Here is a 13,891-nt window from a genome sequence, read left to right on the forward strand (position 1 = left end):
TGGGTGCGGCTAGCAACCGGCACTCACCTGGATTGAGGAAGAACGGCGATGAAGGCAGCTCGGACGCTGCAAGGCTTGCAGCAACCGCAGTCGTTGATCGGCTATGTCCGACAGTTTCTCACCCCGACGGTCTGGAAGCAAGCCCGAGGGGTTGTTCCTCAAAGGCGGTCGGCGCCGCGGTGGGATCTCCAGCCACTGGTCGTGGTCATGCTCGCCATGACCTGGGCCACCGGCGACTCCGAGTCCGAGAGGTTTGAGAAGGCCCGGGGATACTACGTCGCCTGCCATGAGTCGCGAAGACGCCCGGGAAAGACCCTCGTCGGCTTCCAGAAAGCGATGCGACGCGTCCCCATGCGACAACTCAGGGCGTTGGCCGCGGGGGTTCGGCAACAGATCCACGCCCGACTGGGGTCGCGGCGGATTGTCGACGGCTTCGAGCCGATGGGCTGCGACGGCTCGCGGATCGAGTGCCCCCGCACCCCCGAGTTGGAACGGGGACTCGGGCAGGCCGGCAAGAACGACGCGGCCCCCAACGTCTGGCTGACGGCGTTCGTCCACTTGCCCACGGGACTGCTTTGGTCGTGGCGACTCGGCCCGGGCACCGCGGCCGAGCAAGAGCATTTGAGGCACTTGCTCGCCACCCTCTCGCCCGAGGCCCTGATCGTCTGCGACGCCGCTTATATGGGCTTCGATCTGGTCCGGGCGATCCTCGGTGTCAAGCGATCGTTCCTGTTCCGGATGTCGTCGCGGGTCGACCTCTACACCCTCGAAGTGGCGAACCTGGAGGATTGGACCGAAGGCCCTGTCTTGTACTGGCCGAACTATGTCCAGAAGAAAGGGGAAGCGCCGATCCAATGCCGCTTGATCCGGATCCCGGCCAAGGGCAAGGGTAAGGGGTCGGTCAAACGCGACGTCTGGCTCCTGACCGACGTCCTCGACCCAGCCCGGATGTCGGCGGCGACGGCCGCCAAATTCTACCGCTGGAGATGGCGTAATGAAGGACTATTTCGCACATACAAGCGTATAATCAATAAATTGAAACTCGCTAGCCGCACGGTGGCCTTGGTGCATCGCGAGGCCGAGTTGTCACTGCTGGCCACGCAGATCCTCCTGGCGCATGCCGACCTGGCGCTTCGGCCGGCGTCGGCGTCGGCGTCGGCGACCGATGGCCCAGTGATCAGCCCCCGCAAAGTTCTGATCGAGATCCGCAAGGAGATCGACGCGGCCGTGAAACCCAAGGCCAAGTGTTACCACAAGCGACTCGCGGGCTGCCGCGCCGGGTGCCGGAAGCAGAAGAGCCCGAAAGCCACACGCAAGTGGCCTCGTCGCAAACCGCATAAGCCGCCGAAACCGCCTGTGCTCCACACCCTGACTCAGGAACAGAAAGCCTTGCTAAACAAGCACATGAGTGCAGTAGGATGAGGCATCAGTAATCGACGTTGGGTGCCACGGGTTCCGTACTCGGAACCCGTGTGCGAGAGCCTCGGCCTGTGGTTCACGGGTTCCGAGTACGGAACCCGTGGCACCCAACGTCAGTAACTCGGCGTCGTCAACAACGGATGTAACTCTCACCGGACCAGAGAATTACTGCCGCTCCGTGGCTGCGGTTCGTTCGAGAGAAGGGGGGGCAAAAAATCGCCGTTCTTCGTCATGATGGGTGCGGCTAGCAACCGGCACTCACCTGGATTGAGGAAGAACGGCGATGAAGGCAGCTCGGACGCTGCAAGGCTTGCAGCAACCGCAGTCGTTGATCGGCTATGTCCGACAGTTTCTCACCCCGACGGTCTGGAAGCAAGCCCGAGGGGTTGTTCCTCAAAGGCGGTCGGCGCCGCGGTGGGATCTCCAGCCACTGGTCGTGGTCATGCTCGCCATGACCTGGGCCACCGGCGACTCCGAGTCCGAGAGGTTTGAGAAGGCCCGGGGATACTACGTCGCCTGCCATGAGTCGCGAAGACGCCCGGGAAAGACCCTCGTCGGCTTCCAGAAAGCGATGCGACGCGTCCCCATGCGACAACTCAGGGCGTTGGCCGCGGGGGTTCGGCAACAGATCCACGCCCGACTGGGGTCGCGGCGGATTGTCGACGGCTTCGAGCCGATGGGCTGCGACGGCTCGCGGATCGAGTGCCCCCGCACCCCCGAGTTGGAACGGGGACTCGGGCAGGCCGGCAAGAACGACGCGGCCCCCAACGTCTGGCTGACGGCGTTCGTCCACTTGCCCACGGGACTGCTTTGGTCGTGGCGACTCGGCCCGGGCACCGCGGCCGAGCAAGAGCATTTGAGGCACTTGCTCGCCACCCTCTCGCCCGAGGCCCTGATCGTCTGCGACGCCGCTTATATGGGCTTCGATCTGGTCCGGGCGATCCTCGGTGTCAAGCGATCGTTCCTGTTCCGGATGTCGTCGCGGGTCGACCTCTACACCCTCGAAGTGGCGAACCTGGAGGATTGGACCGAAGGCCCTGTCTTGTACTGGCCGAACTATGTCCAGAAGAAAGGGGAAGCGCCGATCCAATGCCGCTTGATCCGGATCCCGGCCAAGGGCAAGGGTAAGGGGTCGGTCAAACGCGACGTCTGGCTCCTGACCGACGTCCTCGACCCAGCCCGGATGTCGGCGGCGACGGCCGCCAAATTCTACCGCTGGAGATGGCGTAATGAAGGACTATTTCGCACATACAAGCGTATAATCAATAAATTGAAACTCGCTAGCCGCACGGTGGCCTTGGTGCATCGCGAGGCCGAGTTGTCACTGCTGGCCACGCAGATCCTCCTGGCGCATGCCGACCTGGCGCTTCGGCCGGCGTCGGCGTCGGCGACCGATGGCCCAGTGATCAGCCCCCGCAAAGTTCTGATCGAGATCCGCAAGGAGATCGACGCGGCCGTGAAACCCAAGGCCAAGTGTTACCACAAGCGACTCGCGGGCTGCCGCGCCGGGTGCCGGAAGCAGAAGAGCCCGAAAGCCACACGCAAGTGGCCTCGTCGCAAACCGCATAAGCCGCCGAAACCGCCTGTGCTCCACACCCTGACTCAGGAACAGAAAGCCTTGCTAAACAAGCACATGAGTGCAGTAGGATGAGGCATCAGTAATCGACGTTGCGTGGCACCCGGAAACGAATAGCGATATTTGCCCATCAATTCACCTCGCAATCACGACCAACCGGGAGAAAGGGGGGTACCGTCGATGTCGGAAACCAATAACAACAACGGCCTGACCGAAGCGCAGAAGACCTTCCTTCAGGGCTTTGCGATGGGGACCGACGTCGCCCGGGCGGTGCGCGGCCTGCCGATCCTCTCGGGGAGCGGCGCGGCGCCCGGGGCTGTCGTCACCCTCGGCCCGAAGGGAGCCGGCGGAGGTCCGCACGCACCTGAGCGGTTGCAGATCGAGGCGCAGGACCGGGCCGTGGCCGGGGGGAAGTCGCTCAGCAGGGAAGAGGCCGCCAAACGGGCCAAAGATCCGTTGACGATGTACGACGAGATTCGAGCGAACGCCCGAGCGGGAGTCTTTCCCAAGGATACAGATGTTTTCCTGTACAAATACTCGGGACTCTTCTTCGTGGCTCCGGCGCAAAACGCATTCATGTGCCGGCTCCGCCTGCCGGGAGGGGTGATCAAGTCCTGGCAGTTTCGGGGCGTGGCGGCGATCGCACGCGAGCTGGGTGGCGGATATGCCGACGTGACCACCCGGGCGAACCTCCAGATTCGCGAAATCGGCCCGCACGACGCCCCGGCCGTGCTGACCGAGCTGACCGAACTGGGGATCGTCGCCCGAGGTTCGGGGGCGGACAACATCCGGAACGTGACATGCAGCCCGACCAGCGGCATCGACCCCCAAGAGTTGATCGAGACGCTCCCGCTCGCCAAGGAGATGCACCACTACATCCTCAACCACCGCGAGATGTACGGCCTGCCGAGGAAGTTCAACATCGCGTTTGACGGCGGCGGCCTGATTTCGAGCCTGGACGACACCAACGACATTGGCTTCAAGGCCGTGAACGTCCGCGAAGATTCGGCCGCGGACGAGGTCTCGCCCGGGGTCTATTTCCGGCTGACCCTCGGCGGGATCACGGGCCACAAGGACTTCGCTCGCGACACCGGCGTTTTGCTCCGTCCCGAGGAATGCGTTCCGGTCGCGGCCGCGATCGTCCGCGTCTTTGTCCGGGCGGGCGACCGGACCGACCGCAAGAAGGCGCGGCTGAAATATGTGCTCGACGACTGGGGCTTCGACAAGTTCCTCGCCGAGGTCGAGACGGAGCTGGGCAAGCCGTTGCGAAGAGTCGCCCACGACCGCTGGGACGTACCGAAGCGCGACGACCGCTGGGGCCACGTCGGCGTCCATCCCCAGAAGCAGCACGGGCGATTCTATGTCGGCGTCGTGCTCCCGGTTGGCCGGATGACCGCCGACCAGATGGATGGCCTCGCCGAAATTGCCGAACGGTTCGGTCGCGGCACGATCCGGCTCACCGTCTGGCAGAATCTCCTGATCTCCGACGTCAAGGAGGGGGACCTCAACGCCCTGAAAGCCGCGGTCGAGCAACTCGGCCTCGGCTGGGACGCGTCGAGCGTGCGGAGCGGCCTGGTCGCCTGCACGGGCAACGGCGGCTGCAAGTTTGCGGCGTCGGACACCAAGAGCCACGCGATGATTCTGGCCCGCTACCTCGAAGGGCGGGTCGAACTCGACCAACCGATCAACATTCACCTGACCGGCTGCCACCACTCCTGCGCCCAGCACTATATCGGCGAGATCGGCCTGGAAGCGACGAAGGTGGAAGTCGGCGACGACCTGGTCGAAGGCTATCACCTCTGCGTCGGCGGCGGCTACGGGGCCGAGCAAGGGGTCGGCCGCCGGCTGATCGACGCGATGCCCTTCGACGCGATCCCGCCCGCTGTCGAGCGCCTTCTCAAAGCGTATCTGGCCCACCGCCGGCCCGACGAGTCGTTCTCGTCGTTCTCCCGCCGCCAGCCGATCGAGGCCCTTCGCGCAATCGGCGCGCCCACCGCAACGACTCTCAACGGATCGGTCACGTCGGAACTCACCCTTCAAACCGCCTGACGGATGGACGAACCCATGACCATCGCGATCCTGCCCGAGACCGCCCCATTCAACTCCGAGCAACGCGCCTGGCTTAACGGCTTTCTCGCCGGCTGGCTCGGGATCAACGGTGAGGGTGCCAGCACCGCCCCGGCGCTCGCCGCAGCCGCAGCCGCAGCCGCAACGCTCATCCCCTCCCCCGTTGCCGAACCCGAACCCGCCCCCGAACCGTGGCACGACCCCTCGCTCTCGATTGATGAGCGGCTGAAGCTTTCCGACGGCGAGGCCCTCCCCCATCGCCTGATGTCCGCGATGGCCCAGCTCGACTGCGGAGCCTGCGGATACCAGTGCCGAACCTACGCCGAGGCGATCGCCGACGGCGCCGAGAAACGCCTGACCCTCTGCTCGCCGGGCGGCTCGGAAACCTCGAAAGCCCTCAAACGCTTGCTCAAGGAGCAACCCGCGGTCCTCACGATGACCCCGCCCGCCACCGCTGCCCACGTCCACGGGGTGTCCCGTCCTGAAACGGGATCATGGTCACGTGAAAACCCCTACACGGCTCAGATTGTATCGACTACGCCCTTGAACCAGCCCGGTTCGGAGAAGGAAACGCGCCACGTCGAGATTGAACTCGGCGGCGAAGGCCCCACCTATTCCGTCGGTGACTCGCTGGGCGTTTACCCGGAAAACTGCGACGCCTTGGCCGAGGAACTAGTCGCCGTCCTGGGCGCAACCGGCGATGAACCGGTCGAGGTGGGCGATGGAGCCGTTGTTCCGCTCGCGACCGCGCTCCGGAAGCACTGTTGCCTCAGCGAAGTGACCGAAGACTTCCTGCTTCTCCTCGCCGATACCGCAACCGACATCGAGGAGTCGACCCGGCTCCGCGAGTTGGTCGAGGATGACGAGCCGATCGCCGGCTCCGACGTGCTCGACGTCCTGAGAGCGTTCCCCTCCGCCCGGCTCGCCCCTTCCCCATTCGTCGCCGCGCTCGCGCGGATCAAGCCGAGGCTCTACTCAATCTCCAGCTCCCCCAGACGGCACAGCGGCCAGGTCCACCTGACGGTCCGCCGGGTCGCCTACGAGCACAACGGCCGTGGCCGGAAGGGGGTCGCCTCGACGATGCTCGCCGACCGCGTCGCTCCGGGGTCGGCGGTCCGTGTGTTCGTTCAGCCGTCGCACGGGTTCTCGCTACCGGCCAACCCGTCCGCGGCGATGATCATGATCGGGCCCGGTACCGGCATCGCCCCCTTTCGAGCCTTCCTCCACGAGCGCGACGCCACCGGCGCATCCGGCAAGAACTGGCTGTTCTTCGGCGACCAGCGGAGCGAGTTCGACTTCCTCTACAAAGAGGAACTCTCCGGCTTACTCAGCCGCGGACTACTCACCCGGCTCGAAACCGCGTTCAGCCGCGACCAAGGGCGCAAGGTCTACGTCCAGGACCGCATCGTGGAGCACGGCGAGGAACTCTATCGCTGGATCAACGAAGGTGCGTACATCTATGTCTGCGGCGATGCCAAACGAATGGCCGCCGACGTCGACCGCGCCCTCCGTGCGGTCGTCCAAGTCCACGGCCACCTCGACGCCGACGCCTCCAAGGCTTACGTCGCCCGTCTGGCGTCGGAGCAGCGATACCGGAAGGATGTCTACTGACGATCGACGATCAATCCCCCGCCACGGCGGCGGGGATTGGCGAATCACAGCAAGAAATAAAGACTATAGCAAGGATACCGGAAACTCGTTCCCATGCTCCGCGTGGGAATGCCGTCCGCGACGCTCTGCGTCGACTTGTCTTCCCCGGCGGGTGGGGCCGCAGAGCGGCCAAGACTGCATTCCCACGCGGAGCGTGGGAACGAGTTTCTCCCGCGAATTACGAGCTCCGTGGCAAACAGACGGCGCGGATTCCTTATCAGATCTTGATAAACAGCTTCCGACGATACATCCAGAAGAGGATCAGCCAGACCACCGCCAGCGCGGCCGCCCCTTGGACGAGCGGCTCGTACTCGGGCCCGAACGCGGCAAAAATCTCCTGGCCGAAGTGGGTCTTGAGGTTGGCTGTGATGAAGTCTTCGACCAGCCAGTGGAGGCAGTAGGCGGCGATCGAGTTCGTGCCGATCACGATGAGCGGCGAGGCGACCCACCACAGGCCCGCGATATCGACCACGGCGTAGAAGAGCGCAAGCAGCAGGAAACACCACCCGGCGCTGAAGATCGCCCAGCTCGGGGTCCAGATCCGCTTCACCACCGGGCAAAAATCGAGTTCCCCCAGCGCCGCACCCAGGAAGAGGCCGAGAATGCCCGCCGCGGTCAGCCAGCCGAGCTTGAGCCAGACCTTGCGATCGGTTTTGAGCACGCCCCCCGCGATCAGGCCGAAGATCATGGTGGCGAGCGTCGGGATGAAACTCAAGGTCGCATAGCCGCCGCGGTTGTCGAGGAACGGGGTTTTGCGCGGGAACAGGTTCAGGAACCAGGTGTCGAACGCCCAGGCGAGGTTGCTGTTCTTGTTCCAGTGCGCGGCGAACCCGCTGAGGTTTTGCGGCCAGTCCTTCGGGACATCGACACTTGTATAATCAAAGTCGGGTCCCGGGGCGGGGTAGAGCGCGAACGCGCCCCAGTAGCCGACCAGGATGACCACCAAGGCAATCCACTGGTCACGCACCGGTCGAAGGCCGAGCAGGAACAGGAACCCATAGCCGAGACCGATCTGGGTCAGCGTGTCCTCGAACGTGAAGTTCGTTCGGTCCTTGCCCATCGAACGCAAAAAGATTCCGAGCAAGACCAGCACCAGCGCCCGCCAGAACGCGTGCCCCGCCATCCGGGTCGTGGACTGGCCGCGCGCCAACCGACTGGCGATCGAGTACGGTAAGGCCACGCCGACCAGGAACGAGAACGCGGGCTGGATCAGGTCGTGCAACGAGCAGCCAACCCACTCGACATGCTGCTGATGACGACTCAAAAGCGCCCAGATCTCGCTCTTCGGGAACGACTTCGCAACGTGCGAGAGCTTGAGCCACTCCGCCAGGAGCAAAAACATCACGAAGCCACGAAACGCGTCGATCGAGGCCAGTCGGCGCGACGGTGCGGCCCCGGAACCGGCACCGGAGCCAGATCCGGAACTGGCCCCAGGGCTGTCAGGAGGTTTCGGCACGATGACGGGACGATCGCCAGCGGCGGGAGACGGTGAATTCGGGGACATCATTCCATTCTCAAAGTCACTTGGAGACGCCAGGCTTTCCGAGTTGCCTGTCGGCATAGTCGAGGAAGACCTTCCAGTCGTCCTTCCCCATCGAATGCTTCCCCGGTCGAATGTGGTAGCCGAGCCGGCTATCGATCAGCTTACCGGTTTCCGGCATCTGATCGGCCTCGAGACCCTCGACCCCGAGGAAACGATAAACCGGGTCGGCCCCTTTGAGAACCTCAAACTGGCCTTCGGGATTGGCCCAGGTATCGTCGACCGCGTTGGTGAAGAGCACCGGACGAGGGGCCACCAGCGCCACCAGACCGTTCTGATCGAACGGCAACCGGTCGGGCTGGTCGTTGAACGCCTTGAACTCGGCATCAAACCAGTGCGGGAAACTGGTATTGATCCGCTTGACCGACTCCCCCACCGTGCCGCGACTGGGCGCCGTGCCGCCGCAACCCGCCTGGTGGGGAATGGCCAACGCGATCCGCTCGTCGAACGCGGCGGCCACGATCGCCGCCTTGCCCATGCGAGAATGACCGATGACAGAAATTTTCGATTTGTCGATATCCTGATTCGTGATTAAATAGTCGACCGCCCGGTGCAGGCCCCAGGCCCAGGCGGCCACCGTCGCCCAGTCGTGCGGGCCGGGCTTCGACTGCCCCGGCTTGTAGTAATGCGGAATGACCCCATCGGTGAAGTCGGGATGGTCGGGAGCGACGTCGCCGCTATAGAAGGTCGCCACGGCGTAGCCTCGGTCGATCACGTCCTCAATCGACCACACATTGACCTGCGAGCCTCGGCCCGCGTCGGTCGCCCGGTTATCGACGCATCCCGGGCAGCTCTTCGGCATCCAGGACGACGGCAAGGCCACCTTCGGGTCATTGACCACCGTGTGGTTGCCACAAAAGTTGATCCCGAGGAACACCGGTGCGGGGCCTTCCCGCCGGTTCGGCACGACCAGCAACAAGTAGATTTCCGGAGTGGCCGACGGCCCGAAGGTAATCGCCACCTCCTTCTTAGTCGCCTTGCCGCCAAAGTAGTCCCGGTCCACCCGCGCCACGGTCGTGGCGATCTTCTCGGGCGCGGAGGGCATCACGCCGTACATGTAGTGCTGGAACAGGGCCTTCAACTCCGGCCTTCGTTTGGCGACCCATTCCTCTTGACTCGCGACGCGATGGCCGTCGAGCATCACGAGCGGGTCGGGCAAGCCGGCCTGCGCAGGCAGTTGTGAGGCCTCGGGAAAACCGGCGATCGCTGCGGGGTCCCCGACGAGGAGGGTGAGGAGGGCGAGGACTAGCAGCCTTGCTCCCGTTCTTGCTTCCATAATTGGCGTGGCGGCCATTGATGGAGGGCTCCGGATTGGCGTCGTTTGGGGAGATCGGCCGAGCCGGCCGCGGGTTTCATGCAACCGCCATGTTACAGGGAGGTTCGCAGAACACCAGACGAGAGCGGTTTTCGAAAGATTTGAGTGGCGGCGATCCGACGCAGGGTATAGTTTAACATTCCTTAAAGGTCCTTGAGATCTCCCAAGGGCAGCGGTACGCCCCGATGCTCATCCTGATGAGGTTCGGCGAATCGGCTCTCGTCAAGGATCCGACTCGCCCGTTCGACCCTGGTTGAAACTGGTCGCTCACCGAGGGATGCCATGAGGAGAATCTTGCGCCTGCCTCTGTCCACGCTCGCCATCACCGTGCTGATCGCGGCCGGATCGAGTGCGCGGGCCGTCGACCTCCAGCCGGCCGATCGGCCGATCCCCGAAGTCGTCGACTTCTATCTCGATGCCAAGCTCAGCCAGGAGGGGATCAAGCCCGCCGCCGCGACCGACGACGCCGGTCTGGTACGTCGCCTGACCCTCGACCTGATCGGGCGGATCCCAACCGCGGCCGAGATGCGTGCTTACGTCGAGTCGACCCAGCCGGAGAAGCAGGTTGAGCTTGTCGATCGGCTGATGGCGTCGCCAGCCTACGCGCGTCACATGGCCAACGAGCTCGACGCGATGATGATGGCCGGAACCCGGGGCAGCCTCCGCGATTATCTCAGCCGGGCCATTGAGGAAGACCGCCCCTGGGATCAGATCTTCCGCGAGCTCATCCTGGCCGACGAGAGTCAGCCCGGGCTCAAAGGGGTGGGCAACTACCTCAAGCCGAGAGCCAAGGACCTGGACCGCCTGACCAGCGACGTCAGCTCAATTTTCTTTGGTGTGGATGTGAGCTGTGCAAAGTGCCACGACCACCCGCGCGTCGTCGACTGGAAGCAGGACCATTACTACGGGATGAAGTCCTTCTTCGCCCGCACGTATGAAGCCGGCACGTTCCTCGGCGAGAACGACTACGGAAACGTCAAGTTCCAGACGACCGGCGGTGAAGAACGGCAAGCCCGGCTCATGTTCTTGACCGGCCGGATCGTTGACGTCCCGGCGGCGAAGGAGCCGTCCAAGGAGGAGCAGAAAGAGGAAAAGCGGCGGATCGCCGAGGCCAAGAAGAAGAAGGAACCCCCGCCCGCCCCCAAGTTCAGCGCCCGGGCACAACTGGTGGACGTCGCGCTTCAACCCGGTGAGCGCGACTTCTTCGCGAACGCGATCGTCAATCGGCTCTGGCATCGGTTCTTCGGGTCGGGGCTGGTGATCCCGTTGGATCAGATGCACTCGGCGAACCCGCCGAGCCATCCCGAACTGCTCGCCTGGCTGGCCCGCGACCTGGTCGAGCACCGCTACGACCTCCGCCGCCTGATCCGCGGGCTGGTGTTGAGCCAAGCTTATGCACGCACAAGCATCTGGCAGGAGGGCGAACCGCCCGACCCCCGCCTGTTCGCCGTCGCCGCGGTCCGGCCGCTGACTCCCGTGCAGTTGACGACTTCGATGTGGGTCGCCACCACCGATCCCTCGACGCTCCCGGCCGGTGTCGTGCCCCCGGGAAAGCTCGAAGCGGATCTGGATGGCCGTGCCCGCGAGCTCGCCAACGCACTCGCCAAGCCCGGAGAGGACTACCAGATCGGCGTCTCCGAAGCGCTCTTGTTGAGCAATGGCGACCGCGTTCAAGCCCTCCTAACCGACCAGAAGGAACGGCTCGTGGGGCGACTCGCCCAGATCGACGACGGAGACGAGCGCGTGGCCGTGGCGGTCCGCAACATTCTTTCGCGGCCGCCGGCCGACGAGGAGGTGTCGCTCCTGGGCGAATACCTCGCCCAGCGCAGCGATCGGCAAGTCGAAGCTATCCGCCAGCTCGTCTGGGTGCTCCTGACGAGTGCGGAGTTCCGGTTCAACCACTGAAAAACATCATTTTATTTTTTTTGTCACGATCGACGACCACGAATCGGGGGCCCCTCGATGGCCAGTGATCGACGCATCAATTTTTGTGGCTCACCCGCGCACGCGATCGATCGGCGCCGGTTCCTCGGCACGGCGGCCGCCGGAGCGGCGGCGTTCGCGGCCGACATGACGTTGCTCGACGTGTTCAAGGAGCCGGCGCTCGCCCGCGCGATCAAATCGCAGGGGAAGCGGGTCATCCTGCTCTGGCTGGCCGGTGGAGCGAGCCAGCTCGAGACCTGGGACCCCAAGCCGGGCACGGCGACGGGCGGTCCGTTCCGGGCGATCGCGACGTCGGTCCCCGGCATCCAGATCTCCGAGCTCATGCCCAAGATGGCCAAGCGGATGGAGAACACCTGCATCATCCGCTCGTTGAACACGAAGAACGGCGATCACGGCAGCGGCGCCCGCTTGATGATGCGCGGTCGGATGGACGACCCGAGCCTCCGCTACCCCGACCTGGGCGCCGTGCTGGCCCGCGAGCTCGGCCGGTCCGAGAGCCAGGTGCCCGACTACGTCTCGTTCTACTCCGCGACCGAGGGTCGTGACTTCGCCCCGGGATCGAGCGGATTCCTCGGTTCGCGCTATGCACCGATGGAACTGACCACGAGCCTGATCCCGGAGAACATCCGTCGCGCGGCCGAACTTTCCGACCTCGACCACCGTCAGCGCGGCGAACTGCGCGAGCTGCTCAGCAAACGGTTCGAGCGAGGCCGGACGTCGAACGCCCTGGGCAGCCACAACGAAGCCTACCAGCGGGTCCGCGGCCTGATGGCCAGCGAGACGCTTTTCGACATCTCGAAAGAGACGCAACGGGTCCGCGACCTCTACGGCCCCACCCAGTTCGGCGAACAGGCCCTGGTCGCCCGCCGCTTGATCGAGGCGGGCGTACCGTTCGTCCGGGTCGGTCGCGCCTGGTGGGACAGCCACGGCCAGAACTTCGAAACCCACCAGGAGCTCGTCCCCGAGCTCGATCACGTCATGGCCACGCTCCTCGATGACCTGGAGCAACGCGGGCTGCTCGACGACACCCTGGTGATCACCCTCGCCGAGTTCGGCCGCACGCCGTCGATCAACCCCAGCCTGGGACGCGACCACTTCGCCTCCGCCTGGAGCGCCACGCTCTCCGGCTGCGGCATCAAAGGGGGGTCGGTATTCGGCAAGACCGACGCGACCGGCAACGCGGTCGCCGACGGCGAGGTCGGAGCCGCCGAACTGTTCGCCACGATCTACCAGGCGCTCGGCATCGACCCGCAAAAGAATTACTACGTAAATTCCCGACCGGTGCCGCTCACCGAGCCGGACACCGAGGCGATTGCCGACGTGTTGGCCTGAGGAAGTTCCCGCGGCGAGTTCGACTAATCGAGGTCTTCGTCCCATGGCCACCACGAATCCCGAGACGCTCAAGGTCGTCAAAGAATTCTCACGTCGGGAAGTTGTCTTCGCAGTCGAACGTGTCCCCGACACGCGCCGGCTGGTGTTCGGTGGGTCGGACTTCAAGGTCCATGACATCGACCTGGCCGCCGACAAACCGGAAGCCCGCGAGCTTGGGAGCCACGAGAGTTACGTCACCGGGATTGCGTTGGCGGGCGTCACGGCCGTCTCGGGCGGCTATGACGGCCGCTTGATCTGGTGGGACCTCGACGCTCGGGCGAAGGTTCGCTCGGTCGACGCCCACACCAAGTGGATCCGCGGCGTGGCCGCCACGCGCGACGGCAAGCGGGTCGCCAGTGTCGCCGACGACATGGTCTGCCGGATCTGGGATGCCGAGACGGGCTCAAAAATCCACGAGCTCCGCGGCCATGATGAAACCACCCCGCACCATTTCCCATCAATGCTCTTCGCTTGCGCCTTCTCGCCCGACGGCCGACAGGTGGCGACCGGCGACAAGGTGGGCCGCGTGGTCGTCTGGGACGTCGAGTCGGGCCAGTCGACGACCACGCTGGAAGCCCCTGGGATGTACACCTGGGACCCGGTCCAGCGCCGGCATTCGATCGGCGGCATCCGCTCGCTCGCGTTCTCGCCCGACGGCACCCGGCTGGCGGTCGGCGGCATCGGCAAGATCAGCAACATCGACCATCTCGACGGCAAGGCGCGCGTCGAAGTCTTCGACTGGCGCAACGGCGAGCGGACCCATGAATTCGTCGACGACAAGGTCAAGGGCCTGGTCGAGCGGCTCGAGTTCCACCCCGCGGGCGACTGGCTGATCGCCGCCGGCGGCGACAACGCCGGCTTCCTGATGTTCCTCGACCTCAAGACCAAGGCCGTCCTCACCCAGGAGAAGGCCCCGATGCACGTCCACGACACCTCGTTCGACGCGTCGTCGGGCACACTCGTGGCCGCGGGACACAACAAGATCGCCCTCTTCGAAATAACGGGCTGA

Annotated in this window: 9 protein-coding genes; 7 read left to right on the forward strand and 2 right to left on the reverse strand. The window is 64.7% G+C overall.

What is annotated here, in order from left to right:
* Nucleotides 1-48 precede the first annotated feature (48 nt).
* From BUS42_RS15705 to BUS42_RS15720, 4 genes are all read left to right on the forward strand, one after another.
* Entirely contained in the window at nt 49-1,422 is a 1,374-nt protein-coding gene (locus BUS42_RS15705) for a transposase (protein WP_074307590.1), read from the forward strand.
* A gap of 280 nt (nt 1,423-1,702) precedes the next feature.
* Nucleotides 1,703-3,070, forward strand: coding sequence for a transposase (locus tag BUS42_RS15710; RefSeq protein WP_074304734.1), 1,368 nt, complete (start codon nt 1,703-1,705; stop codon nt 3,068-3,070).
* 105 nt (nt 3,071-3,175) lie between these two features.
* Nucleotides 3,176-5,044, forward strand: coding sequence for a NirA family protein (locus tag BUS42_RS15715; RefSeq protein ID WP_074307766.1), 1,869 nt, complete (start codon nt 3,176-3,178; stop codon nt 5,042-5,044).
* Between the two features lie 15 nt (nt 5,045-5,059).
* Nucleotides 5,060-6,673, forward strand: coding sequence for a sulfite reductase subunit alpha (locus BUS42_RS15720; protein ID WP_074307769.1), 1,614 nt, complete (start codon nt 5,060-5,062; stop codon nt 6,671-6,673).
* A gap of 256 nt (nt 6,674-6,929) precedes the next feature.
* On the opposite strand, the gene BUS42_RS15725 is transcribed toward BUS42_RS15720, so the two are convergent.
* A complete protein-coding gene (locus BUS42_RS15725) occupies nt 6,930-8,054 on the reverse strand; it encodes an acyltransferase family protein (RefSeq protein ID WP_074311107.1) in 1,125 nt (374 codons plus the stop codon).
* A gap of 178 nt (nt 8,055-8,232) precedes the next feature.
* Entirely contained in the window at nt 8,233-9,546 is a 1,314-nt protein-coding gene (locus BUS42_RS15730) for a glucuronyl esterase domain-containing protein (RefSeq protein ID WP_074307771.1), read from the reverse strand.
* A gap of 303 nt (nt 9,547-9,849) precedes the next feature.
* Between BUS42_RS15730 and BUS42_RS15735 the strand changes: the two genes are divergently transcribed.
* From BUS42_RS15735 to BUS42_RS15745, 3 genes are read left to right on the forward strand one after another with little or no spacing between them, the layout of a single operon-like run.
* Entirely contained in the window at nt 9,850-11,472 is a 1,623-nt protein-coding gene (locus tag BUS42_RS15735; protein WP_074307773.1) for a DUF1549 domain-containing protein, read from the forward strand.
* A 57-nt stretch (nt 11,473-11,529) separates the two neighbouring features.
* Nucleotides 11,530-12,843, forward strand: a complete 1,314-nt coding sequence (locus BUS42_RS15740; RefSeq protein ID WP_074307774.1) for a DUF1501 domain-containing protein — start codon at nt 11,530-11,532, stop codon at nt 12,841-12,843.
* A 43-nt stretch (nt 12,844-12,886) separates the two neighbouring features.
* A complete protein-coding gene (locus BUS42_RS15745; RefSeq protein ID WP_074307776.1) occupies nt 12,887-13,891 on the forward strand; it encodes a WD40 repeat domain-containing protein in 1,005 nt (334 codons plus the stop codon).

Source organism: Singulisphaera sp. GP187 (genome assembly GCF_900129635.1).
GTDB lineage: Bacteria > Planctomycetota > Planctomycetia > Isosphaerales > Isosphaeraceae > Singulisphaera.